The sequence below is a fragment of the Clostridium nigeriense genome, assembly GCF_050585265.1.
GTDB classification, from domain to species: Bacteria; Bacillota; Clostridia; order Clostridiales; family Clostridiaceae; genus Clostridium; species Clostridium nigeriense_B.
Genome location: NZ_JBNOOE010000016.1, coordinates 39,673 through 64,955 on the forward strand (window position 1 = coordinate 39,673; position 25,283 = coordinate 64,955).

The following is a 25,283-nucleotide window of genomic DNA, read 5'->3' on the forward strand; positions in this document are numbered from 1 at the left end:
AATGCTTACACTACAAATAAATATATCCGGCGATATATTTATTCAAATATCTTCATTTTATAAAATTCTATAATAGTATACTATTATTGTCAATATTATTTCATTATGCTTTTTATACATTCCCCAACACTTGAAACATAGTTATTTGCAATACTCTTAAGCTCCTCTTCTACATTATGAAAAGTAAAGCTATTTTTAGTTAAATTAAACATCGAAACATCATTGAATGAATCTCCTATAGCATAAAGGTTATCTACATGAATATTATCTAATTCTAATATTTTTCTTAATCCATTTCCCTTAGAACAATCCTTAGGAGCTATGTCTACAAAATATTGATTTCTAAAAGCCTCTAAACCATGTCCATAATTTTCAATTAACAAATCTTTTGCCTTTTCTGCTACTTCTATATCTTTGTTAGTTGAAAAAACACTTATAAATGAATACTTTCTTTTCTCAGAAAATAAGTCTTCTATTGAAATTCTATTTCTAAAATCAAATAAAATTTCACTTATATCCTTTGATGAGGAGCTTGTACATTCTATTCCTTTAGATTCAACAAGATAATGTTGTCCATCCGCCTCAAAGTGTATACAAATATCCTTTTCATCTATAAAGTCATTGAAAATTCCTTCTGCTATATTGCTATTTATATAATTATTTGAAATTACCTTCTTATTTTTATCTAGTACTATAGCCCCATTACAAGCTACTATATAATCATATTCTATCTCTGGATAATCCTTAAATAAATCATAAATTGAATCCAAACTTCTTCCTGTTGATATTATAAATTTATTTCCGGCTTCTTTAAATCTTACTATAGCTTCTAAATTTTCTTCACTAATAGTATGATCTTCCTTTAATAAAGTTCCGTCTAAATCACAAGCTAAATACTTCATTAAATTCACTCTCCCATTATTTATTCCTTAAAAATTATATCATACTACTGTTAGAAAAATTTTTAATATTTAAAATTTAACTTGTTTTTAAAAAACACATTATAAAATACTATGTAAATTTTATCCAAATCACTATATAATTAAAATGTAGTTATTTTTTAAGAGGGACATATTAAAAAAGTGTGAAAGATAATCTTTCACACTTTTTATATTATAACTTTAATTTTATTTTTTATAACTCATATGAAGTAATTCGTGAGCCTTTCCATGACCTGGTTTACCCATATAAGTATCATACATCTTATTTAATGCACCATTTTCATGAGATTTTCTCTTCTTTAAATGCTTATCTTGATTATATAGTACCGATGCTCTTACACTTCTAATATCCATATTTAATCTATCTAAAGCATTAACATGAGGTTGCCCACCACCATTTACACATCCACCTGGACAAGCCATTACTTCAATAAAGTGATATTTCTTTTCATCAATTTTACCACTATTTATAAAGTCAAATAAGCTTGAAGATCCGTTTATTACTGCTACATTATAATTTTCTCCACCAATTTCTACTGTAGCTTCTTTGATTCCTGCAAGTCCTCTTACTTGTTCATACTCGATATTTTCTAAATCTTTTCCTTCAACAAAATCTTTTGCACTTCTTAAAGCAGCTTCCATAACACCGCCAGTAGCTCCAAATATAGCACCTGCTCCAGTGTATTCTCCCATTGCTGGATCTGCTTCACTATCTTCAAGTTTAGCAAAATCAATTTTTGCATCTTTAATCATCTTAGCTAATTCTCTTGTAGTTATTACTGCATCTATATTTCTTAGTCCTTCATTCTCCATTTCAGGTCTATCTGCTTCATATTTCTTAGCAGTACAAGGCATTATAGTTACCGTAAATACATTCTTTGGATCTATATCTAAAGTTGTAGGATAATAAGTTTTACTAGCTGCTCCAAATATTTGTTGTGGTGACTTAGCAGTTGATAAATTTCCTAAAAGGTTTGGATAATAATTTTCTACTTGTCTTACCCATGCTGGACAACAAGATGTAAACATTGGAAATGGTCCACCTGCTTTGATTCTCTCTACTAACTCTGTTGCCTCTTCCATTATAGTCATATCTGCTCCAAAGTTTATATCGAATATTTTATCAAATCCTAATTGTCTTAAGGCAGTATACACTTTACCTGTTACATCTACCCCATATCCCATTTTAAATAATTCACCCATTGCTGTTCTTACTGACGGTGCCATGGCAACAATAACATGCTTTTCTTCATTTGCTAATGCATCTTTAACTCTATCCATATGAGACTTTTCTGATAAAGCATCTACCGGACAAGCTGCTACACATTGACCACATAATAAACAGTTAGTATCATCAAAACATTTTAAATTTTCAGGTCCAATTATCCTTTCACCATTAACTTCTATAAACTTTATAGATTCTGTTCCAGTTTTAATTTTACATGCTGCAACACATCTACCACAAGTTACACATTTTGTTCTATCTATAACAATTGATTTACTTCTATCATCAACATATTCTGATTTATCTGCAACAACAAAAGGCTTAGTAGCTCTAGCTCTAGTTTTAATTACCAGCTTTAGGAACTCACAGTTTTCCCTTCTTTTACAAGGTCCACACTTAAATTCATGTTTATCTAATAAAGCTGAAACTCTTTCTTTAACAGCTTCTTGAACTCTTTCAGTATTAGTATTAATAACCATTCCATCCTCTGGAATAATACAACAAGCCTTAGCTAAATCTTCTTGTCCTTCAATTTCTACTAAACAAATTCCACATTGTCCAACGCTGCCACAATCCTCTAAAAAGCATAAAGCAGGAATATCTACTCCATTTTCCTTTGCTACTTTAATTAAGTTATCTTCATTACTTACTAGAATTTTATTTCCATTGATAGTTATATTTTTCATTGAAATTTCCCCCTATAATTAATGTAATGAAACCACTTTTATTGTTATAATATTAACAATTATATTGTACACCACATTTAAAATAATTACTATCTTTTAATTTATAAATAAAAGATAATGTTTTTAATATTTCTTATATAAAGTCAATCTTTATACTATATTTTTACTTAAAGCTTAAACTCCACATTTAATGCTATTTATTAAGTAAAATTCACTTTAACTCATATATTTATCTTTAGTTATTATGTCTTTAGTAAAGATCTACCCTGTCTTAAATGTTTATTAGAAATTCCGGTATATGTATGCAACAAAGTAATCAATTTTATAAAATATCCTAAAACGACTTATCCTCCTCCAAAACTTTTTTTCACTAAATATTATCTTTTATAATCTATAATATGTAAAGTAAATTTCTATTTTATATATTGAAGAATTTTTATTTTTGTTTTATGGTAATATAATACTATATAAAAATATTTCGATGAGGTAACTTATGATACAAGTATATAATAGAAGGATAAAAAAATATGAAGTAGAAAAGGTTGCTGGCGAGAACTACATTAAGTGGTCTTATGAATCTCCTGTTGGCAAAAGTTTTACTGAACTACTTATAAAGAAAAAACTATTTTCAAGACTTTATGGCTCTTATTGTGATACTTCACTAAGTAAGAAAAAAATTTCAAACTTTATAAAAGATTTTAATATAGATATGGGAATTAGTTCAAATGCCTTGAATGAATTTAATAGCTTTAATGAATTTTTTATTAGGGAGTTAAAGGAAGATGCTAGGCCAATAGCTAAAGATAGTAGTTTATTAATTTCTCCAGGCGATGGTAGATTATTTGCATATGAAAATATTTCTACAGATAAATTAATCCAAGTTAAGGGAATTCATTATAGCTTATCAGAATTAATTGGCGATAATGAAATAGCTAAGGAATATGAAGGGGGTGTCTGCCTAGTTTTAAGACTTTGCCCAACAGATTATCATAGATTCCATTTTATAGATAATGGTACTCCTTTAGAAAATCACTTTATTAAAGGTAATTATTATTCTGTAAACCCAATAGCTCTTGAAAGGATCCCAAAGTTATATTGTCAAAACAAAAGAGAATGGAGTATTTTTAAGTCTGAAAACTTTGGAGACGTAATTCAAATTGAAGTCGGTGCTACTTGCGTTGGAACAATAATTCAAAGTTATTCTCCAAATACTAAAGTTATAAAAGGTCAAGAAAAAGGTTATTTTAAATTTGGTGGATCAACAACTATATTATTATTAAAGAAAGATACTGTTAAAATTGATGAGGATATAATAAATCAAACAAACCTAGGATTTGAAACTATGGTTTTAATGGGTGAAAGTATAGGAGTAAAAATATCTAAATAGAGGTGAATATTTATGGGGGACTTAATCTATAGGCTTTTAATATTTTTAAATAGCAGTAAGGAAAATGATATTAACTATAATATCGCAATTACTATGCTTAGAAATGTTGAAATTATACCTAATATGTCTATTAATAAATTGTCTGACCTTTGTTATACTTCTCCAGCAGCTATAACAAGATTCTGTCATAAGCTTGGATATTCCAGCTTTATAGAATTTAAAAGAAATATGAAACTTAATATAGATAACTATAACGAAGGTCTTATGAAACCAAAATCAATAACTTATAAATTATCCCGGGAAGATATTTTAAATAATATGTCTTTAGAAATTGTAAATGAAATTGAAAACTTTAAATCTTTTGTTGATTTAAAAATAATTGACAGTGTTGTAGAGCTTATTCATAATAGCAATAATGTTTGTATATTTGGAACTCAATATTCTCAATTAATGGCTCAGGACCTTCAAAGAAAGTTGGTAAATTTATCGAAAATAATATATAACGCTAACGATGTTCAAGAGCAGGAAAGAATAGCTAGTGAGCTAGATAAAAATTCTTTAGCAATATTAATTTCCCCAACAGGTAAATTTCCCCTTTACCATGAAAGACTTTGGACTAAAATCAAAAAAAGTCCTGCTAAAGTGATTGTTATTACTGAAATGCAGAATCCAGAATACCTAAAGAGAAGTGACTATTTAATTTATCTACCACCTAGAAATGATTCAAATGAATATGTTCAAAATCATAGATATGATTTAGCATATCTTATTGAATATATATATGCACGATACGGAAATTTATATAAAAATAATTCATAAAAAAGAAATAAATGTAATAATTCATAATTCCTCGGAATTATGAATTATTATTACACTATATTCCTCCGAAGTCATCGCAAAATTAATAATTTTACTTCAAAGTTTAATTTAGAAAATTATTACCCTTTTATATTTAAATTTTTATTAATACATAATCCCCATTACTTTCTTTTACTTCTACTAATGTAAGCCCTTTGAACTTCTTTAATTCTTTTACTGCAGTCAACAAAATCTTTGTATCTATATAATCAACATATTTTATTGCCTCATTCATACCTTTATCTGAATCAACATACTTACTAATATATTTTGAAAGTCTTATACCACTAGTTATAACAAACATAGGAACATAAAATCTAAGGTTTTTCCCTTCTGATTTAATAACTATCTTCATTTTTTCACCTATTCAATAATAATTCTAACAACGTCACCGTTACTTGAATCAACAGTTATAATATCTCCTATCATTTCATTATCTAATGCAGCAATAATTGACTCAGTTAACATTTCAAAATCAATCCCTTCCATATCTGCACTTTTAATAGGTAGCTTTCCTGTTGCTTTTAATATTGATGTTATAACAACTACTGGTAAATTAATTTTTACATTATCACCATCTGCTGAATCTACAAGTACCCTAAGCATTCTCTTATCATAATTCTTAACTACCTCTAAACTCTTTTCTTCTTTTACATACATTGCCTCAATTAAGTCTGCGCTTTTCCCAATATTTAATTTTCCCTCTGATAACATAGTTAATACCTTTAATAAATCCTCTCTCATTTTCTTTCCCTCCAAAATTTAATTATTATTCTCTCATTCTCTCAATTGCTTCTTGAGGAGATATCTCTCCTTTTTCTAATGCATCAATAACATCACTTGTTGATGTTTTTAATTGCTTTGAATTACTTTTATATCCTAAAGCATTAATAACCTCATCTAACTTTGCTCTTACTGTTGGATATGAAATTCCTAATTCTTTCTCCACATCTTTAATACTTCCTCTACACATAATAAATACTTCAATGAATTTTAATTGCTCTTTAGTTAAATAATCAAACTTAGAAAATTCAAATTCGTTTTCTATAATAGTTTTGCATGAAGAACATTTTAACCTAGTTACTTTCATTTTTTTATTACATACTGGACAAGAAGTTATTACTTTATACATACCATTATCCCCTCCTGTTAATTACATATTATTCCTTTTTATAATATTTGTCAATCATAAAATTAAAATTTATTATATTAAAATTAAAATTATTAATTTAATCATTTAATTTTATTAAATATATTTATTTTTAAATTAATTTATTTATAATGTACTTTCTTTAATTATTACTTATGTAAATAATAATGAAAAACACTAAAAAAGAGGATTAGTTTTAAAATAATCCTCTTTTTCTTTCTATTAAATAACTTATATAAATAAGTTATTATATTCATTATAAATTATTAATCTACCTAAAACTCTCCTCTTTCTACTTTTTCAATTTTCTCTATAACATCTTTAAATTGTGGTAAATATTCTTTATGAGCTACTAGCATCTCATTTAATAATTTTCTTCCCCTTATATCATCTGCTATTAATGGATTTGTAACCATTGCTAAAAGTGCAGTGTTATAATCTCCAGTATAAGCCGCTTCTGCTGCTAATCTTTCAAAAGACTTAATTTGACCAACTAATCCTTGAGCAAATACAGGTAAGTCAGTAACAGTCTCCACCGGTATTGGACCATTTTTGCCTACATAACAACTTACCTCAATTGCTGAATCATTTTCAAATTGCTTTAGTGTTCCATTATTTCTTGTGTTTACAGCAATTATAGTATTCTTATCATTATATATTCCATTAATTACATTACACGCAACGTCTGAATAGTAAGATCCACCTCGCTTCGATAGCTCTTCTGGTTTTTCTTTTAAATCAACGTCTTTATACATTTCAAACAATTTCTTTTCAAGTTCCATTACTACTTCTGCTCTAGTTCCGCCCTTCTTGAATTCTTCTAATTCATCATTAAGCATATCCCTAGTCTTATAATAATACCTGTGATAAGGGCAAGGTATTATCCCGAAAGCTCTAATTGTAGCAATATCCCAATCTAAATCTTTAATATTAGCCATTGTTTGACTCTTAGTATCAGGTGCTGTTAATCTTTTAATAAGTTCTTGCGTAACATCATTTCCATCTAAATAAACTTTTTCTGCATAAACCATGTGATTTAATCCTGCAAAGTCCACAGTAACTTTATCTTTATCTGCTTCTAATATATCTGCAAATGAATATTGTAATCCTATTGGAACATTACATACTCCGACTACTTTTTTGTGAACACCATATCTTAATAATGCTTCAGTTACTATACCTGCTGGATTTGTAAAATTAATTAACCAAGCGTCTGGACATAATTCTTTCATATCTTTAGCTATATCTAAGATTACTGGAACTGTTCTTAAAGCTTTCAATAATCCTCCAGCTCCATTAGTTTCTTGTCCTAAAAATCCATGACTTAACGGAATTCTTTCGTCTTTACATCTTGCTTTTAATAGTCCAACTCTTAATTGAGTAGTAACAAAATCGGCATCTTTTAATGCCTCTCTTCTATCTAAAGTCCAATGAATATTCATTGGAACTCCAGCTTTTTCAACCATTCTCTTAGCTAATGCTACAACTATTTCTAATTTTTCTTTTCCATCCTCAATGTCTACTAACCAATAATCACTTACTGGCATCTCATCGTATCTTTTAATTAATCCTTCCACTAATTCAGGTGTATAGCTTGATCCTCCACCTATTGTAACAATTTTTAAAGGTTTCTTTCCCATATGCTCAACCCCCAGATATTTATTTTGATTTTTCTGACAATTCAATTATACCTGGTATTCTCAGTAAACATTTTCATATTTTGAAAATCCTTATTTACTTCTTAATAATGATTGATTTTATTTGATTTTTGAACTTTTCCTCATTTCCATCAAAAATTATAATATTTATCCCCATTTCTTTAGCCCTATCTTTAACTGCTGCTTTAATAGGCTCTTTGGTAGCAACTAAAATCTTATATGTATTTTTCCCTCCAATTTGTTTACTATAAACATCTAACTCATTTAAAGCATCCTCATTATATTTATCACTATCCTTGCATGAAATACAAATAGGAATAGAGTCTTTCATTGCAATTACATCTACTTCATTTCTAACTATCTTACTTTTATCATTCCATAAAAACATAACTCCACTTTTAACTTCATCAATTTCCCTAATTTCATTAATAATATTACTTGTTGCAATTTCAAGCCAAGTCCCACTTTTAAAAATAAAAGACTTCAAATATTCATTTTTAAAATAAACTTTAACTTCTTCACTTGACTCATTAAAATATTCTATTCCCTTTATTTCTTTTAGATTTTTTAGTATTTTATTTAATAATACTTTTTCTTCATTTTCTAATAAACTCAAATTTATTTTAATTTCTTTAGGCTTCCCTGCATCATGAATAAAAATATTAGATTCATATAATTTTTGTTTGTATTTATGCCAAGTCGCTAGATTTTTATATATCTTCTTAGTTAATAAAACTAAATCCTTTTTATTTGAGAGTTCTGTAGAATCATTTATAACTTCTCCCCCACTAGCTCTTAATAATTTATCTAACTCTAAATCTTCATATTCCTCATTAATTACTTCTATTTTACTATCAAATTCATATAGTTTTTTATTTTTTATATCTATATATACTGCTTTTATAGAATTATCCTTACATATATTTAATAACTCTAGAGAATTTATTCTACTTCCCCCTGTTAAATTTACTATTATATTTTTATTTTTATTTTCATTAATACTCTTACTTAAGGATTTTAAATCTCCTTCATTAATAGCTATCATTTTTAAAATATTTTCACGTAAATATGTCTCATAGTATTTTTTTAATGAATTCATTAAAACTTCATCATTTTCATTGTATATAAATATTACTTCCTTAGGATTAAACCTTTTTGTTGCAAGTATATTGGCCTCATTATGACTATCTAATTGGTTAACTAAAATATCTATTTTCATAAATTCTTTCCTCTTTAAAAATAATATATCTTTAATTTATCCAAATAATTATCAATTTATCCTAATAACTATAAATACACCTTTATTACAATTATCTATTACACTATAATTTTTTATTAACAAAAAGGAGAGATCTACCTTGATAAATCTCTCCTAATACTTCTATTTATATAAATTTCTTGCTAGATATACCCCTGAACATGAAGCCATCATTAATCCTCTTGTAAGCCCTGCTCCATCTCCAATTGCATAAAGATTTTTAATATTAGTTTCTAAGTTTTCATTAAGCTTTACTGAGTTTGAATAAAACTTAATTTCTGGTCCATAAAGTAAGTTATCTGGATTGGCAAATCCCTTAACAACCTTGTCCATCTCTAATATAAAATTAATTATATTAGTCATAGTTCTATATGGAATTCCTAGTGTTATATCTCCTGGCATAGCTGTTTTTAATGTTGCTTCAACAGAGTTATTATCAAGTTCTTCTTGCCAAGTTCTTTTTCCATTTAGTATATCCCCAAATCTTTGAACTACTACATCTCCATTAGATAATAAATTTGTAAGTTCTGCTATCTTATTTGCATATTCAATTGGTTTATTAAATGGTTCTGTAAATCTATGAGATGATAAAATTGCAAAATTAGTGTTTATGCTTTTCTTTTCCTTATAAGCATGACCATTAGCTAATGAAACTCCATTATCATAAACCTCTGCAGCAACGAATCCATCTGGATTTTGACAGAAGGTTCTAACCTTATCATTAAAAGGCGCTACATTAGAAATGAATTTTCCCTCATACATAAGTTCATTTACCTTCTGAATATCCCCTTCCGATTTCATCTCAAATCTTACTCCGATATCTACAACTCCAACTTCCTTTTCAATATTATATTTATCACATAAATCCGATAAGAAATCAGCTCCATTTCTTCCTACTGAAACTACTACCTTTTCTGCAAAATAGTCTCCTTTTTCTGTAGATACACCCTTTGCTTCTCCATTATCAATTATTAAGTCTTTAACAATAGTTCCAAATATTATTTCTACACCATTTGATATCAAATAATCTTCAATTCTTCCATATAACTCTCTAGACTTTTCAGTACCTAAATGCCTAATTGGAATATCTACTAAATTTATATTTTCTGATTTAGCTTTATCCTTAATTTTCTTTATTTCATCTTTATGTTCAATTCCTGCTATGTTCTTTTCTCCACCAAAATCTAAATATATTTGATCACAATAATCAATCAGATCCTTAGTATTTTTATGTCCTATTACCTCTGGTAAATTACCTCCAACCAATACTTCTTCTGAATCCTTATCATATAATGATAATTTAGCATCAGAAAAAGCACCTGCTCCTGCAAATCCAGTAGTTATATTACAATACGGTTTACACTTTACACACTTATTTAATTTAGGTATTGGGCAATATCTCTTATAAACAGATTTTCCCTTTTCAATAATTAAAACTTTCTTTTCGGGACTTGTTTTAGAAATCTCATATGCAGTAAAAATACCACTTGGTCCAGCCCCAACTATAATGACATCATAATTATTATTCATTAAGTAACCCTCCAACGAACATTTTTTATAGTCCACAGAATATTATACGACTTTTTAAGATAATATCAATATTTTTTAGATATTTTAGTTTTATATTCTAGTTTCAAATTAATTTTTTCCGAATAAAATTTATATTAAATAAAATTAATATTTTTGTTGAAAGATTTTTAAGTTTAAAGAAATAGTGAAAATATTAGGAACTACTTATTTTTTAATTTTAAAAAGCTATACGGGGTAAAAAAGGAGGCAAAACTCATAATTTAATTGATTTTAAGCAAAATAAAAACCCTGTAAACTTAGTATTTACAAGGCTTTCTATGGTACGGCGGAGAGGATTCGAACCCCCGACCAACTGGTTCGTAGCCAGCTACTCTATCCAACTGAGCTACCACCGCATATTATATTTTTAACAATATTTATATTATCATAACTACTTAAATAAATCAAGCAACTTATAATTAATAGAAAATGTTTTTAATTGCTATATATGTCGGCAAATTCTACTTCTAACATTTGAATCTTATTACTTCCTTCATCATTTAAACAATAATCCTCTTTTTCCTCAACGGTTGTTATAGGAAAATTTATTATAAATTCACATCCATATCCTTCATTGCTTTTCAATGATATTTCTCCATCCATAGATTGTACTAAGTAATTTACTAAATCTAACCCTATTCCACTTCCCGCAGCATCACTTTCTCTGTTCTTTGACATTTGATAAAATCTATTAAATATTTTTTCTTGATACTCTTTCGATATTCCTGGTCCCTCATCTTTAACAGAAATCCTTATTTCATCATTAAAAACAAACATATCAATATAAACATTTGTATTACTATACGAAAATTTTATTGCATTTGATAATAAATTCATAATTATTCTATCTAAAACTTCTGGGTCTACTCCCATTATACATTCTTCCTCATTTGTATCAAAAATAAGCTGAATATTTTTTTGTTTTGCATATTTATCTATACAGTTTATTGTACTTTCTACCATTGAAATAATATCAATATTTTTTTTGTTTAATACATAGTAATGGTTTTCTAGTTTTGTAGTATCTATTAAGTTATTTACTAGTCTAAGCATCTTTAAACTATTTCTTTTAACTATTTTCATGTATTCATTAGCTTTCTTATCACTTATTAACATAGATCCATATTCCATAACTTGCATAACGCTTAGAATAACATTTAAATGACTCCTTAAATCATGAGAAATATTAAGCAAAAAATTTTCTTGCTCTGCATTCTTATTAATTAACTCTGTTATGATGCCTACTAAGTCATCTTTCGTGAGATTCCTACCACTTTTAAAAAAAAATTCATTTAATTTATCTTTGTTTGATAATAATTCCCTCTCCATAAATTCGTTAATAATCATCATAAAAATTCCTTTCGTAACAGCTTCAGCTTTTATTTCTATACCCCATAACATTAGTTTATCATATACACTTTTTTACAACAACATCTTTTGTAGTTTTTTCCAATTTTTTTATTTTTTATTATATTATCACTTTACTATTTATTTATTTTATAGATTAATTGCATTTATATATGTATATTCTTCCCTAAATATTATTTACCTACTAACTAATTTTAAATAAATTACAAAAAAAAATTCCTAGCAAATACTTTCTAGGAATTTTCAATACTTTCTTTACGCTATTATATCTTTTTTCATATACTTTATAACAAATATTAGGTAAGTTCCTGATATTAATATACTAAATGAACCCATTGGCAATATTAAATTTAGAATTGTAGGTAGAGTTGTAGCATAAACACAAATTTTAAATATCTCACCATAACTAAGTCTTAAATAATTTACTTTATTTAATATAACTCCAACTATTGATAATATAAGTGTATTTAATATAAATTTAATATATGTTGTTATTATAGCTACTAAAAATGCTATGTATTTAGCAATACCAATTAAATTTAAAGACTTTAATAAGGTTTCATTATTCATCTTACTCATAAGTGGGAAATCACTAAATTTATAGTTATATTCTTCTCCATTTATTCTATAAGAAATTCCATCACTTAATATTGCAAATGATAAATCTTTATGAACTACAATCTTTCTTATACTTTCTACATCATCTAAAGATATATTAGTATCTATATAGACCATAGCCCTTCCTTCTTCTCTTGTAATAGGAGAATTTTCAAAATTTAGTATGCCATTATCTAATGTAAATTTAAATTCATCTGATGATATGACATTTTCCATAGTTTTTTGTACAGTTCCTATTGCTGTAAAACTTACAGCCCCCAATATAACCCCTACTACTAGAGATAATAATATGGAATAAATTATAGTTTGAGAAATATTTTCCTTAATTAAATCTTTATATTTTCTTATACTAGTCGTACTTAACCTTACTTTATTAATAAAGTTTATTTTTTCATTCATAATTATCTAAACTCCTTAGAATTTTCTATTTAATTAATATTCTAACATATAAAAATATTTTTATAAATAAACGGTAATTTATATAAAAGTTAATTTTTTAAGATTAAATTTCCTCTTTTTTGTTAATCATTATAGTATAAGTTTTAAGGAGGTCAAAAAATGTATAGTAATAAATCCAAAAAACATAATAGATTTTCTTTTTTTAAATTATTTTCTATTTTTGTTTTATTAATATTATTAGGATTTACTGCAAATGTTTATTTAAACTCACAATATGAATTATTAACTTCTAATTTTTATAATGAGTTTAATAATTATAATTTTTCTGATGCAAAACCTATATTAAATAATAAAGTTTTAACTATTAAGAAAAATAAACTTAATAATGATTTAAATTCTTACTTTACTGATGTAGTTAACAAGGTTTGTATAGCATTATCTAATAGTCAGATTAGTTCTAATAAAGCTTTAGAAATTTTAAACGAAATTAAAGATTATGATGTTCTTAATTCTTCACTAGATAAGTTAATAACTTCATTAGATGAAAGCCATAAAAATATTGCAACTAATAATCAAGATAGTACAACTAATAATTCAGAATCCTCTCTTGATAATTATAACGAAGATAGCTTTTTAAATCTTGGAATATCAGCGTTTAATTCTAAGGATTATGATACAGCCATAGAATATTTTAATAAAATTACTAAATCTACTCCTAAAGATTATGAAATAGCACAAAGTTATATTAAAGACTATAAATCAAACTATAAAGAATACTTACTTGAAAGTATAGATGATTTAGTTGCTAATAAATATTACACTAAAGCAATTAATATTTTATCTAATTATGATGAAAGTCTTTTAACTAAAGAAGAAATCACCGAAATAGAAAATAAAATAAATTCTATAACAATGTTTAGAGAAGAATATAGTGGTGAGGATTCTGAGTATACATCAAATGCTATACTTCAAGAAATAACTCCTAATAATATAAATAGTTTATCAATTGCTAGTAAAACAACTTATCTCGTTTATTTAAATCTAGATAAGCAAATTACTTATGTATACCAAGGTTCTAATAACAATTGGAGTCTTATTAAAGAATTTCCTAGTTCCACTGGAATAGATGGAGAAGAAACTCCTAAAGGTGTTTTTTCAGTTACTAATAGGGGGGAATGGTTTTACTCTGAAGAATTCCAGCAAGGAGCTAAATATTGGGTTCAGTTTATGGGAGATTATTTATTTCATTCATTACCTTTTGATCAAAGTCAAAATAATATTGTAGATTATACTATAGGTGAACCATCATCCCATGGATGTATAAGACTAGCAGTTGAAGATGCTAAATGGCTATACGATAATGTTGCTAATGATACTAAAATTATCATAAATTAACTTATTTAATAAATAAAAAAAAGGCTGTCACACAAATAGTCAAAATTAAAAATGAAGAATTAATAAAATTAATTTCTTTTCAAAACTCCTTCGGGAGTTTTTTCATTAATTTTTTTATTACTCTTTCTTAATTTTTCATCGTATGACATCACCTTTTATATTAATATTAATAATTATTATAAATATCTTCATATGAGAAATCCATTATTATAACCGGATCCTTCTCTGGATCTAATTTTGTAAGAAGATTAATTAAATTTTGTTGAGGTATAGCAACACATCCATATGTATATGATCCCGTATCACAATGTAAAAATATAGCAGAACTTTTTCCTGGAACTACTGGCCATCTATTATAATCTATAACTATTGCATAATTATAATATCCTTGAAAATCTATAAGTCTTTCTGCTGATAGCCATCTCCCATTAGGCTCTCCAAACTGCATAGTATTATAAAACTCAGAGCCTTCATCATCTACCCAATATTCTGTACCATCCAACTGCCTATATCTAATTCCACTCCCTGGATTATCATTTATACCAAAACCCTCTGTTAAAGAATATATCCCAGTAGGAGTACATTTGTCCATTTCATAAACTTTACTAGCAACCTTCATTCCATTCTGACCTAATCTAGCCGATACCTTGTCCACTGAAATCCAATTACCAGAAGCATCTTTTTCCCAAAATACTAATTCACCATAGGAACTACCTTTACTTACTACAGTTACTATCTGACTGGAATATTTAGAAACTAAAGTATCTTCAATTCCTAATTTAGCAATATTATCGGTTCTATAAGTACTTCTATCTCTATCTATAGAATCAGACTCTTTTTCTTTCTCAATTTCATCATAATAAGATTTTACTTTTTTCTCAATATCCAATAACTCTTCATTTAATTTACTAAAAACTTGATTATTTAGATTACTATTATATTTATCTTTAAAACCATTTACCTTTTCTTTAGATTTCTCAATATTACTTTCATCCTTTATATTCAAAAATTCTTCAAGTATATTTTTATATAAAATTAATACTTCGCTATCTTTATTTTCATCAATAGATTTTATTGATTCCTCATAATCTCCATTCAATATTAAAGTTTCTATTTTATTAATTACTTTTGTTTCTTTTTTAGCCTTATACATGAAAAAACTAAAAGTGAGAATAACTATAATTACTAAGATAGAAACTATTGATACCATATATTTTTTATTTTTCATAACTACCTCCTCTGTAAATCAGCTTGCATTAAAAGTATAACATATTAAAACCTTTATATTTATTATTAATTATTTCATTTTATGGTATTATTTATATATAAAATTTTAAAGGTAGGATGACAATGAAAATAAATATTCCAAAAGACGTTAATTATATTATTAGTACTTTTTATAGAAATAACTATGAAGCATATATGGTAGGAGGTTGCGTTAGAGATAGTATTTTAGGAACATTACCTAAGGATTATGATATAACTACTTCTGCAAAACCAGAAGAAACCATATCCCTATTTGAAAAAACTATTCCTACAGGTTTAAAGCATGGAACTATTACTGTTCTTATAAATAGTAATCCTTATGAAGTTACTACTTTTAGAACTGAAGGAACTTATTTAGATAATAGGCGCCCCTCTTCAGTAGATTTTGTTACTGATATAAAAGAAGATTTATCAAGAAGGGATTTCACTATAAATGCATTGGCTTACAATGAGAATAAAGGCTTAATTGATTACTTTAATGGAATTAATGACATAAATAATAAGACAATTAGATGTGTTGGTGATCCTGATAAAAGATTTAAAGAAGATGCACTAAGAATGCTTCGTGCTATAAGATTTAGTTGCCAATTAACATTTGATATTGAGAAAAATACTTATAATGCAATTAAGGATAATTATAAGCTAATTGAAAATATAAGCTTCGAAAGAATTAGAGATGAACTTTGTAAAATACTGATTTCTCCTAATCCTTCAAGAGGCTTAGAACTATTAAAAGATACTAAATTATTGGAATTAATACTTCCTGAGATAAATTCTCTAGTTGATTTTTCACCTAAATGTACTAATCATAATAGAAATGTATTTACTCATACACTAAGAGTTATTAATAATACTGAAAATAACTTATTATTGAGGTTATCTGCACTTTTCCATGATGTTGGAAAACTAAATACACTAACTCCTTTCAATGATGGAAGTTTTTATGGCTTCCCTGGACATAGTATAGAAGGAGCTAGAATGAGTAAAAAAATACTTTCTAAATTAAGGTTTGATAACAATACTATAAAAATAGTTTCTAAATTAATAGAACACCATTTGGTTTTAAACCCAAATACAATGCCTACTAAATATGAAGTTAAAAAGCTATTGAATGATGTTAGTAAGAATAATATATCATTATTATTTAAGCTCCAAAGAGCAGATATAAATTCTCTAGATAATCCCAAGATTTTTTTAGAAAAAGTAAGTTATACTGAAAAATTAGCTAATCAGATTTTAGAAAACAATGAACCTCTAACTATAAAAGATTTAGATATTACTGGAGAAGACTTAATATCTAATTTAGAATTAAAACCTGGAAAAATAATTGGTGATATTTTAAATTATATTTTAGATAGAGTTTTAAAAAATCCTAATTTAAACTCAAAAGATATATTATTGGAATTAGCTAAAACCAGATTTTGCGAAGCAAAATCTTAAAAAAGAAGGTAGAATGAAGAATGAAAAATTGAGGATGTTTTCCTCCATAGAACTTAAAATTCATTAGTAGAAGATAATTTTTATTTAAAAATTCTAGAGAATTTTTCCCTTAATTTTTCATTATTAATTCTTCATTTTACCTAATAAAAATGCTCTTATTTTAATCTATTTCTATATTAAGACCTCTTTACCTAATCCAAATAGATATAGATAACTTTCTTTTACATTTTTACCAGTTATCTTTTCAACTGCTTCTTTATAATACTTCAATTGTATTCTATATTTATCTAGTATTTCTTCTTCCATTCCCTCTACTACATAATCAGTTTTATAATCTAATAATACTATTCCATCTTCTTCTTCAAATATACAATCTATTATCCCTTGAAGCCTTACCTTTTCTTTTTCGTAAATCTTCTCTGGTAATGTACTGTCAACATTTAAGCTACTAATTTCAGTGTAAAAAGGAAGTTCTCGCCTTAGCAATCTACCTTCACTATATGCAGATAACATTCTTTTTCCTAAATTGCTTTTAAAAAATCTTAAGAAATTAATTTTATCAACAGCTTTAACTTCTTCTTCTGAAAGTAAGTTATTATTTTTCATTTCTTGTATTTGATCTCTTATTTCTTCATTATTTGCTATTCTCTCTAAATCTAATTTTTGCATTATAAAATGAACAGCAGTACCTCTTTCTGATGCTGATAAACCTTTCTTTTCTTGAAGGAACTTAGGTTTTAATACTTCTTTATCTTTAAAAATATTAACAGTTAATACATCGTCATCTTCATTCTCATAAAGAGACCTCTTTAAATCAGATACTGATACGTTACTAGGTAGTCCCCCAGCTAAGCTATACTTATATTCATAGTCTAATCTTCTTCTTATTTCTTTATCTATATAATTTATATCTGAATATATAAATAAGTCTTCTTCATCATTTTCATCCACAGCCACTTCATCTTTTTCCACAGTTAGGGTACTTTTACTCCACATTTTAACCTTCCATGTTGAAAAATCATTAACAAGCAAACTGTTTGTAGAGCCAATATAATTTCTTAGCTTCTCTCCATCTCTATGCTTACATAAAGCCATTCCAATCCAATCTAAATAGCTTTTTCCTTTTAGCACTTCTGATGGTGGAACAATATCTTCATCTAAAGCAGCTGCTGACATCCATCTTGTTATAGACTTTTCTAAATCTCTAGTTGCTCCTGTAATAATTAATTTTTCTTTAGCTCTAGTAAATGCAACATAAAGAATTCTCATTTCTTCTGAAAGAGTTTCAAATAATATCTTCTTTTTTATTGCTTCCTTAGCTAAGGTACTATATGAATTTCTCTTTTCTAAATCAACGTAGTCAGGTCCCAAACCTAAATCATCATGATAAAGAATAGATTTGTTTAAATCCATTAAATTAAATTGTTTTCCAAAACCTGAAGTAAATACTACCGGGAACTCAAGACCCTTACTTTTATGGATACTCATTATTCTAACAACATCCTCATTTTCCCCAAGAACTTTAGCGCTTCCCATATCTCCCGATGAATTTCTGAGCTTGTTAATAAAGTTTATAAAATTAAATAATCCTTTAAAGCTAGTTTTCTCAAATTGTTTTGCCCTTTGGAATAATATTTTTAAATTTGCCTGTCTTAGCTTACCATTTGGCATAGCTCCTACATATCCATAATAAGCTGTATCCATATAGATATACCATATAAATTCATCTATTGGAGTATATATAGATTTCTTTCTCCACTTCTTTAGATTATCTATAAATACCTTACACTTATTTTTTAATTCCTCACTCACTTCATAATTATCTTCAACAACTTCACTTATGATCTCATAAAAGTACTTCTCTTTATTTAAGAGTCTAACATCTCCTAATTCTTCTGCTGTAAATCCTACTAAAGGAGATCTTAAAACTGAAATCATAGGAACGTCTTGCATTGGATTATCTATTATTTTTAATAATGACATAATAGTTCTAATTTCTATAGTTTCGAAATATCCTGTTCCTGTATCTGCATAAACAGGGATTCCTTCATATCCAAGCTCATCTAAAAATATCTCTGACCAATTTTTAGTTGCCCTTAATAGAATAACTATATCTTTATATTTAAGTGGCCTATATTCTACTGTTTCCTTATCTAATACCTTAAATACCTTTCCTGTTTTTAAATCAGGATTTAATAACTCCTTAATTCTTCTTGCTACTATTCTTGCTTCAAGAGTTATAGCATCTACATCTTCCTCTTCTTCTACATCTGAGTCTCCAATATTAACTTCTTCTATTTTATCTTCTTCAGGAATATCCTTATTTCCTGACTTATCTAAAATATGAAGTTCTATTGAGCCTGCAACCACTGTATTTTCATATTCATTTTCTTTATAGCTTGCACCTAGATTTAATGACTCTTCATCAGTATATTCAAGCTCACCAACTGTTTTAGACATCACTTCTTTGAAGATATAATTTACCCCATTAATAACTTCTTCTCTGCTTCTAAAATTCTTATATAATTGAATTTTCCTATTTAAACTTCCTTCTTCTAGTGGATATCTATTATATTTATCTAAAAACAACTCTGGTTTCGCTTGTCTAAATCTATATATACTTTGTTTAACATCACCAACCATGAATACATTAGGATCTTCTAAGCTTTTTCTTGAAACTAAGTCTATAATAGCTTCTTGAACATTATTAGAGTCTTGGTATTCATCCACAAGAACTTCATCAAAGTACCCTCTAAATTTCTCTGAAACACTTGAAGGAATAATATTCCCATCAACGTCATGGTTTATAAGTATTTTTAAACATAGATGTTCTAAGTCATTAAAATCTAATATATTTCTATCTCTTTTCTTTTGTTTAAATCTATCTATAAAATCTAAAGTTAACTTACTTATCATCTTCATATAGGTATAAGAATTTTTAATTCCAGATAAAGCATCTTCTAAAGGCATAGAAAAACTATCTTCAACTAATTTAGATGCCTTTTTCTTAATACTATCCCTTATTGATTTTACTATTTCTAAGCTTTCTTCATCTGAAACATTATTTTTCTTAACTGACTTCAATCTTCCAAAGCTTATTTTATTAACTTCAGTATATAGTTCTTCTATTCCATAGTTTAATGAATCTAAAATTCTCTTAAACATCTCTAAATCATCATTAAAGGTAGGTTCATAAGGCTCTAATCCTTCCGTTGATCTAATCATATCTAAAGCTTTCTCTAGGACCTTCACATATCCTAAAACTTCAATTTCAATAGTCTGTTTTAATATTTTAATCCACTCTGTGTTATTTAAATCTTCAATAGTATCTATATTAAAACTTTCTGCACTTTCTACAAGCCATTTTTCTGGCCAAGGACCGCTCATTGAAAATCTATATAAATCTAAGATAATTTCTTTTAATCTTTCATCATCCCTAGAAGTACTATAGGCCTCAATTAAATTTTTAAAATCACTATCTTCATTTTCATAATAATCTTCGAACATGTCATTAATTACTTCTAATTTTAATAATGTATTTTCTGTTTCATCAGCTATTCTAAATGTTGGATCTAAATTAATAATATGATAATAATTTTTTATAACATCCAAACAAAAAGAATGCATAGTAGTTATATTCGCCCTACTTAAAAGTGTTAATTGTCTTTGCAATACCTTTGAATTTGGATTAACCTCTAACGCCTTCGATATAGCATCTGCTATTCTTTCTCTCATTTCTGCTGCTGCTGCTGAAGTAAATGTCACTACTAAAAGCCTATCTATATCTATAGGATTATCTTCATTAGTGATTATCCTAATTATTCTTTCAACTAAAACTGCTGTTTTTCCTGAACCTGCTGCTGCTGCTACTAAAAGATTACATCCTCTTGTAGTAATAGCCTTAAGCTGATCCTCAGTCCACTTAGTACCTCCCATATCCTAAACTTGACCTCCCTTCCCTACTTCATCCTTTATTAATTTCCATGCTTCTTCATTACTCTTTTTTAAAACTATCTTATACTTATTATTCTCTATAGAAGTATCAAATTGGCATATAGATGAATAATCGCAGTAATCGCAGTATGGAGTATTATTATTTTTACAAGGAACTATTTTTATTTCTCCACTTAACATCTCTTCACAAAGATCTGCCATCTTGTCATTTACATACTTTCTTAATATATCAAATTGTTCCTCTGTAACTACTGAACTAGCAGCAGTAAAATTACCGTCCTTCTTAACAGCAGCTGGAATAATTAAAGAGTAAGATGATTCTATATCACTATCAATAGCCTTAACTACATTTATATCCTTAAGTAATAAACCGCTCATTTTTAATTCTTTTAATATATTTTCTTTAATTTCTTCTTCTGTAAGTTGCTTTTTAGATTTAATTATAGGATCATCTATTTTAAAATATAAAATTGCTCCAGGCATAGCTTGTTTTTCTAATATATATTTTGAATTCTTTATAAGAGCATCTAAATAAACTAAAAGCTGTATTTGAAGTCCATAATATACCTCTGTTAAATTAAACTTTTTATTACCAGATTTATAATCCACAACCTTAATATAAGTATTACCGTCTAAATCTAAAGTATCTATTCTATCTACTCTACCAACTAAATATACTGTCTCCTTAGATGGAAGATCTATTTTTATAGGTTCACCATCTTTAAAACCGCCAAATTGAAACTCATTTCTAAATACTTCAAAACGACCTTTTCTCATCTGCTCTGAAATAACCATAACAGACTTAGTTATAGTCCTCTTAAACCTATCTGCAAAATATTTATATTTTTTAGTACTATTTAATATTGAGTTAACATCATTTTCTAATTTTTTATCTACTAGCTCATTTACTATTGCAGTGCATTTTCCCTTGTTTAAATCAGACCAAGCTATTTTCTCGTTTCTAATAGTATTAGTAAAATCATCTAATACATTATGCATAAATGATCCTAAGTCTGGCGCTGAAAATTCATATACCTTTCTATCCTTTGCCTTTAATCCATATTGAACATAATAAGAAAATGGACATTGAGCATATTTTTCTATTCTAGATATATTAAATACTAGCTTTTTATTTTCTAGTTGATAAAGTTTTTTTATCTTCTCTCTAGGAACCTTCTCAACTAAATTAGTATAAGTTAGTCCCTTAAACATTCTATTAGCTTTGTTCTTAAATACTTCATTATTTTCAAACCATTTAAAAGCCTGTGCCCAATATTCATCTACCTCTTCTTTTTCAAATTCCATCCTTAAGGCTGAAATAAGTTCATTGAAAGTAGGTAATGGCGAAGTTATTTTACTAAACTTATCTTTTCTATCTCTTAAATTATAAATCTCACTTTCTTCTATTAAATTTGGCAGTACTTTTTTTATCCTTGGAATAATTATAGAAGGTCTCAAAGACTTACCTTCAAAATCTGCCATAGGGAAAGTTATCATTAAGTATTCTGAAGCAATTGTAAGAGCAGTATAAACTATAAATTGTTCTTCAAAAGCTCTACTTTTTGTATCTGAAGCTAATCTTATGCCTATATTTCTTAATAAATCTCTTTCTCTATCACTAATTATTCCTTCATCTTTATTAACAGATGGCAGTACTCCATCATTTACTCCTATTAAATATAGTGCTTTTACTTCTCTACCCTTAACTCTAGATATATCTCCAATATTAACTTGATCTAAGGCCATAGGTATTACTCCTATTTCCTTATCTTCAAAACCCGATATAAGGATCTTTGTAAATTCTTTAATATCTATTACTTCATCTCCAAGAACTTCTACTAATTGGTCCAAAATTTCTATAACCATTTCAGGAACTTGCATATATTCCTTAATTTTATCTTGAAATCCTAATTCATTGAATTCATCAAGCCAGGATTCTAGAGTTTTAAATACATCTAGTTCAAGTAAAAACTCATAAAGGCTAGTAGCTATTTCTTTTACAGATTTATTTTCTTTTATTTTTTTATGAAGTCTCATTAAAGGAGCTCTGATTTCCTCCATAATTTCTAAAACTAGATTTTCATCATCTTGCATATCCTCTTTATCATAAAGATCTTTAGTCCACTTATATCCTTTTATTCCATTAGCTAAAACGTAATTTTCTAGTATATCTATATATTTTTCCTCTACATTAACTAAACCACTTTTTAAATATTTAAATACACTTTCATAAGACCAATTACTAGATAATATTTCTAAAGAAGAAATTATCAATACTACTAGCGGATTGTTTAATATTTCTCTTTTCTTATCTAAAAAAAATGGAATGTTGTAATCATTAAATATTACTGTAACTATTTTTTCATACTGATCTATATTTCTACAAACAACAGCTATATCCTTATATCTATACCCTTTATCTCTTACCATAACTAATATATCTTTAGCAATAGTTTCGACTTCTTCATAGCTATTATTTGCTTTATAAAGTCTTACATTATTATGCTTTCCCTTATATGGTTTGAAAGGATAAGTAAAGAAGTGCTTTTCTAAATGTTGAATATCTTCACTCTTTAAAAATCTATAGGAATACCCCTTATTTAAATCAATTGGCTCTAAATAAGATATATTTCCTTCCTTCATAATATTTAAAATGGAATTTTCAGTATTCTTTATAGCATCAAATATATCTGTATAATCTACTTCTTTTCCACCATTTAAATTATCACTGCATAAAGTTATATTTACTGTCTTTGCCTTTTTAGCTAATATTTTTATAACCTCTAATTGTTGTGGTGTAAAAGTAGTGAATTCATCTATCCATATTTCCGCCCCATCATAAATATTACAGTCAGAAAGTTTCTTTGCTAACAATGTTAACTCATCATCTGAATCTATAAATCTTTTATGAAGCACTTCATTAAAATCATGATAAATTATCTTTAAATCATTCATTTTCTTTTTTAATTCATCATCATGAATTTCTTCTTCTTTAATCCCCAGTATTTCCGTGGAAATATTATATTTTTTGAATTCAGTTATTATTTTTGACACAACAGAAGAAAAACCTTGTTCCTTCGTCATCCTATTAAAGTACTGAAGCTCATCTCCCTTATCCCTTAATAACTTATAAATAAGCATATTCCTACCTGAATCACTTATTTTAATATCTGTTCTTCCTCCACATTCCTCAAAAACTCTATGAGCCATTCTTTTAAAGCTCAAAACTTCTCCTCTTAAGAAACCTTTTTCCGTAACAATATCTAAAAATTTTTTTTCTGTATCAAAAGTATACTGCTCTGGTACTATTAATATAAGCTTATTACTTGAATCATTATTCTCTATCTTTTTCTTAATTTGATCTAAACAAAACCTACTTTTCCCTGTTCCTGCTCTCCCAAAAATAAATCTAATTCCCATTCAAACACTCCTATTATTTAATATCTTAATTATATCCCATAGTTCTAAATAAATTCCTCTTTTAATAGTCCCATAACTAAAGTATCTATATATTTTCCATTATAATAATACTTACTTCTTCTTACTCCTTCACCCTTAAATCCGCATTTTCTATAACATTTAATTGCCCTTCTATTTTCTTTCACAACTTCTAATTCAATCTTATGCGCTCTTTTATTATTAAATAAATAGCTACATAAAGTTCTTATAGAATCTAATCCATATCCCTTATTCCAATATTTTTTTCCTATTGTTATTCCAATAGAATATACATCTCTTGTATAACTATTTTCCTTGTAATAAACATATCCTATTAAATCACTAGTTTTAGTTACTATAATTAATTCTTTTTTATTAGGCTTTGTAAAATGATGAAATTGACTATTTAAATACTCTTTAGTCATAACTGCTGTAGACAAACCATTATATTTTAGCACATCCTTATCTGCACAAATATCATATAGTTCTTCTATATCCTCTCTAACTGGATTCCTTAGGTATATACTTTCTCCATATATCATTTTACATCATCTCCCTGATTAATCTTTTTACTTTTATTATAAATCTTTTATACATAATAAAAGAAGAGTACAAATATGATAATTATATTTATATCTATGTCTTTAAAATTAATATTATATTTTTATAAATT

General features: G+C 26.9%; 18 protein-coding genes and 1 tRNA gene. 4 read left to right on the top strand and 15 right to left on the bottom strand.

From position 1 onward, the window contains the following. Positions 1 to 95: 95 nt before the first annotated feature. Positions 96 to 902 carry an HAD family hydrolase gene (locus ACQPVP_RS13595; RefSeq protein ID WP_430850800.1) on the bottom strand — a complete coding sequence of 269 codons (807 nt, stop codon included), beginning with the start codon at positions 900 to 902 and terminating at the stop codon, positions 96 to 98. Between the two features lie 225 nt (positions 903 to 1,127). Then, a complete protein-coding gene (locus tag ACQPVP_RS13600) occupies positions 1,128 to 2,852 on the bottom strand; it encodes a ferredoxin hydrogenase (protein WP_430850801.1) in 1,725 nt (574 codons plus the stop codon). Between the two features lie 493 nt (positions 2,853 to 3,345). Between ACQPVP_RS13600 and ACQPVP_RS13605 the strand changes: the two genes are divergently transcribed. Together ACQPVP_RS13605 and ACQPVP_RS13610 are read left to right on the top strand one after the other, a co-directional pair. Continuing rightward, positions 3,346 to 4,239: a phosphatidylserine decarboxylase gene (locus ACQPVP_RS13605; protein ID WP_430850803.1), complete on the top strand. Its 894-nt coding sequence runs from the start codon at positions 3,346 to 3,348 to the stop codon at positions 4,237 to 4,239. Positions 4,240 to 4,251: 12 nt separating this feature from the next. Beyond that, positions 4,252 to 5,058 (top strand): MurR/RpiR family transcriptional regulator, encoded by an 807-nt coding sequence (locus tag ACQPVP_RS13610; protein ID WP_430850805.1) that lies wholly within the window; start codon positions 4,252 to 4,254, stop codon positions 5,056 to 5,058. A gap of 133 nt (positions 5,059 to 5,191) precedes the next feature. Here the strand turns inward: ACQPVP_RS13610 and ACQPVP_RS13615 are convergent, their stop codons facing one another. From ACQPVP_RS13615 to ACQPVP_RS13655, 9 genes are all read right to left on the bottom strand, one after another. Further along, complete coding sequence (locus ACQPVP_RS13615) at positions 5,192 to 5,452, bottom strand: hypothetical protein (RefSeq protein ID WP_430850807.1); 261 nt, start codon at positions 5,450 to 5,452, stop codon at positions 5,192 to 5,194. 8 nt (positions 5,453 to 5,460) lie between these two features. Further along, the gene (locus tag ACQPVP_RS13620; protein ID WP_430850808.1) at positions 5,461 to 5,841 is read right to left on the bottom strand and encodes an SHOCT-like domain-containing protein; all 381 of its coding nucleotides are present in this window, start codon (positions 5,839 to 5,841) and stop codon (positions 5,461 to 5,463) included. Positions 5,842 to 5,866: 25 nt separating this feature from the next. Further along, the gene (locus ACQPVP_RS13625) at positions 5,867 to 6,229 is read right to left on the bottom strand and encodes a DUF2089 domain-containing protein (protein WP_430850810.1); all 363 of its coding nucleotides are present in this window, start codon (positions 6,227 to 6,229) and stop codon (positions 5,867 to 5,869) included. Between the two features lie 293 nt (positions 6,230 to 6,522). Next, entirely contained in the window at positions 6,523 to 7,887 is a 1,365-nt protein-coding gene (locus tag ACQPVP_RS13630) for a 6-phospho-beta-glucosidase (protein ID WP_430850812.1), read from the bottom strand. A gap of 94 nt (positions 7,888 to 7,981) precedes the next feature. Continuing rightward, complete coding sequence (locus ACQPVP_RS13635) at positions 7,982 to 9,124, bottom strand: Card1-like endonuclease domain-containing protein (protein WP_430850814.1); 1,143 nt, start codon at positions 9,122 to 9,124, stop codon at positions 7,982 to 7,984. Positions 9,125 to 9,286: 162 nt separating this feature from the next. After that, entirely contained in the window at positions 9,287 to 10,693 is a 1,407-nt protein-coding gene (locus ACQPVP_RS13640; protein ID WP_430850816.1) for an NAD(P)/FAD-dependent oxidoreductase, read from the bottom strand. Between the two features lie 318 nt (positions 10,694 to 11,011). Then, positions 11,012 to 11,088 (bottom strand) — tRNA-Arg (locus ACQPVP_RS13645). Positions 11,089 to 11,167: 79 nt separating this feature from the next. Then, entirely contained in the window at positions 11,168 to 12,079 is a 912-nt protein-coding gene (locus ACQPVP_RS13650; protein ID WP_430850818.1) for a sensor histidine kinase, read from the bottom strand. Between the two features lie 276 nt (positions 12,080 to 12,355). After that, positions 12,356 to 13,117, bottom strand: a complete 762-nt coding sequence (locus ACQPVP_RS13655; protein WP_430850820.1) for a DUF1189 family protein — start codon at positions 13,115 to 13,117, stop codon at positions 12,356 to 12,358. 159 nt (positions 13,118 to 13,276) lie between these two features. Between ACQPVP_RS13655 and ACQPVP_RS13660 the strand changes: the two genes are divergently transcribed. After that, on the top strand, positions 13,277 to 14,512 hold the full coding sequence (locus ACQPVP_RS13660) for a L,D-transpeptidase family protein (protein ID WP_430850822.1): 1,236 nt from the start codon (positions 13,277 to 13,279) through the stop codon (positions 14,510 to 14,512). Positions 14,513 to 14,678: 166 nt separating this feature from the next. Here the strand turns inward: ACQPVP_RS13660 and ACQPVP_RS13665 are convergent, their stop codons facing one another. Then, entirely contained in the window at positions 14,679 to 15,740 is a 1,062-nt protein-coding gene (locus ACQPVP_RS13665; RefSeq protein ID WP_430850824.1) for a L,D-transpeptidase family protein, read from the bottom strand. A 122-nt stretch (positions 15,741 to 15,862) separates the two neighbouring features. On the opposite strand from ACQPVP_RS13665, the gene ACQPVP_RS13670 reads away from it, so the two are divergent. Next, positions 15,863 to 17,218, top strand: coding sequence for a CCA tRNA nucleotidyltransferase (locus tag ACQPVP_RS13670; RefSeq protein ID WP_430850826.1), 1,356 nt, complete (start codon positions 15,863 to 15,865; stop codon positions 17,216 to 17,218). A gap of 171 nt (positions 17,219 to 17,389) precedes the next feature. Here the strand turns inward: ACQPVP_RS13670 and addA are convergent, their stop codons facing one another. Genes addA through ACQPVP_RS13685 form a run of 3 tightly spaced genes read right to left on the bottom strand, consistent with a single transcriptional unit; the run spans position 17,390 to position 25,152 of the window. Beyond that, positions 17,390 to 21,154: a helicase-exonuclease AddAB subunit AddA gene (addA, locus tag ACQPVP_RS13675; protein ID WP_430850828.1), complete on the bottom strand. Its 3,765-nt coding sequence runs from the start codon at positions 21,152 to 21,154 to the stop codon at positions 17,390 to 17,392. Positions 21,155 to 21,157: 3 nt separating this feature from the next. Continuing rightward, entirely contained in the window at positions 21,158 to 24,592 is a 3,435-nt protein-coding gene (addB, locus tag ACQPVP_RS13680; protein WP_430850830.1) for a helicase-exonuclease AddAB subunit AddB, read from the bottom strand. A 44-nt stretch (positions 24,593 to 24,636) separates the two neighbouring features. Next, positions 24,637 to 25,152, bottom strand: coding sequence for a GNAT family N-acetyltransferase (locus tag ACQPVP_RS13685; protein ID WP_430850832.1), 516 nt, complete (start codon positions 25,150 to 25,152; stop codon positions 24,637 to 24,639). Between the last annotated feature and the right edge of the window lie 131 nt (positions 25,153 to 25,283).

Excerpts from the sequence above, each read along its gene's own strand:
- ACQPVP_RS13595 (WP_430850800.1), bottom strand. The coding sequence starts at position 902 with ATGAAGTATTTAGCTTGTGATTTAGACGGAACTTTATTAAAGGAAGAT.
- ACQPVP_RS13600 (WP_430850801.1), bottom strand. The coding sequence starts at position 2,852 with ATGAAAAATATAACTATCAATGGAAATAAAATTCTAGTAAGTAATGAA.
- ACQPVP_RS13605 (WP_430850803.1), top strand. The coding sequence starts at position 3,346 with ATGATACAAGTATATAATAGAAGGATAAAAAAATATGAAGTAGAAAAG.
- ACQPVP_RS13610 (WP_430850805.1), top strand. The coding sequence starts at position 4,252 with ATGGGGGACTTAATCTATAGGCTTTTAATATTTTTAAATAGCAGTAAG.
- ACQPVP_RS13615 (WP_430850807.1), bottom strand. The coding sequence starts at position 5,452 with ATGAAGATAGTTATTAAATCAGAAGGGAAAAACCTTAGATTTTATGTT.
- ACQPVP_RS13620 (WP_430850808.1), bottom strand. The coding sequence starts at position 5,841 with ATGAGAGAGGATTTATTAAAGGTATTAACTATGTTATCAGAGGGAAAA.
- ACQPVP_RS13625 (WP_430850810.1), bottom strand. The coding sequence starts at position 6,229 with ATGTATAAAGTAATAACTTCTTGTCCAGTATGTAATAAAAAAATGAAA.
- ACQPVP_RS13630 (WP_430850812.1), bottom strand. The coding sequence starts at position 7,887 with ATGGGAAAGAAACCTTTAAAAATTGTTACAATAGGTGGAGGATCAAGC.
- ACQPVP_RS13635 (WP_430850814.1), bottom strand. The coding sequence starts at position 9,124 with ATGAAAATAGATATTTTAGTTAACCAATTAGATAGTCATAATGAGGCC.
- ACQPVP_RS13640 (WP_430850816.1), bottom strand. The coding sequence starts at position 10,693 with ATGAATAATAATTATGATGTCATTATAGTTGGGGCTGGACCAAGTGGT.
- ACQPVP_RS13650 (WP_430850818.1), bottom strand. The coding sequence starts at position 12,079 with ATGATTATTAACGAATTTATGGAGAGGGAATTATTATCAAACAAAGAT.
- ACQPVP_RS13655 (WP_430850820.1), bottom strand. The coding sequence starts at position 13,117 with ATGAATGAAAAAATAAACTTTATTAATAAAGTAAGGTTAAGTACGACT.
- ACQPVP_RS13660 (WP_430850822.1), top strand. The coding sequence starts at position 13,277 with ATGTATAGTAATAAATCCAAAAAACATAATAGATTTTCTTTTTTTAAA.
- ACQPVP_RS13665 (WP_430850824.1), bottom strand. The coding sequence starts at position 15,740 with ATGAAAAATAAAAAATATATGGTATCAATAGTTTCTATCTTAGTAATT.
- ACQPVP_RS13670 (WP_430850826.1), top strand. The coding sequence starts at position 15,863 with ATGAAAATAAATATTCCAAAAGACGTTAATTATATTATTAGTACTTTT.
- addA (WP_430850828.1), bottom strand. The coding sequence starts at position 21,154 with ATGGGAGGTACTAAGTGGACTGAGGATCAGCTTAAGGCTATTACTACA.
- addB (WP_430850830.1), bottom strand. The coding sequence starts at position 24,592 with ATGGGAATTAGATTTATTTTTGGGAGAGCAGGAACAGGGAAAAGTAGG.
- ACQPVP_RS13685 (WP_430850832.1), bottom strand. The coding sequence starts at position 25,152 with ATGATATATGGAGAAAGTATATACCTAAGGAATCCAGTTAGAGAGGAT.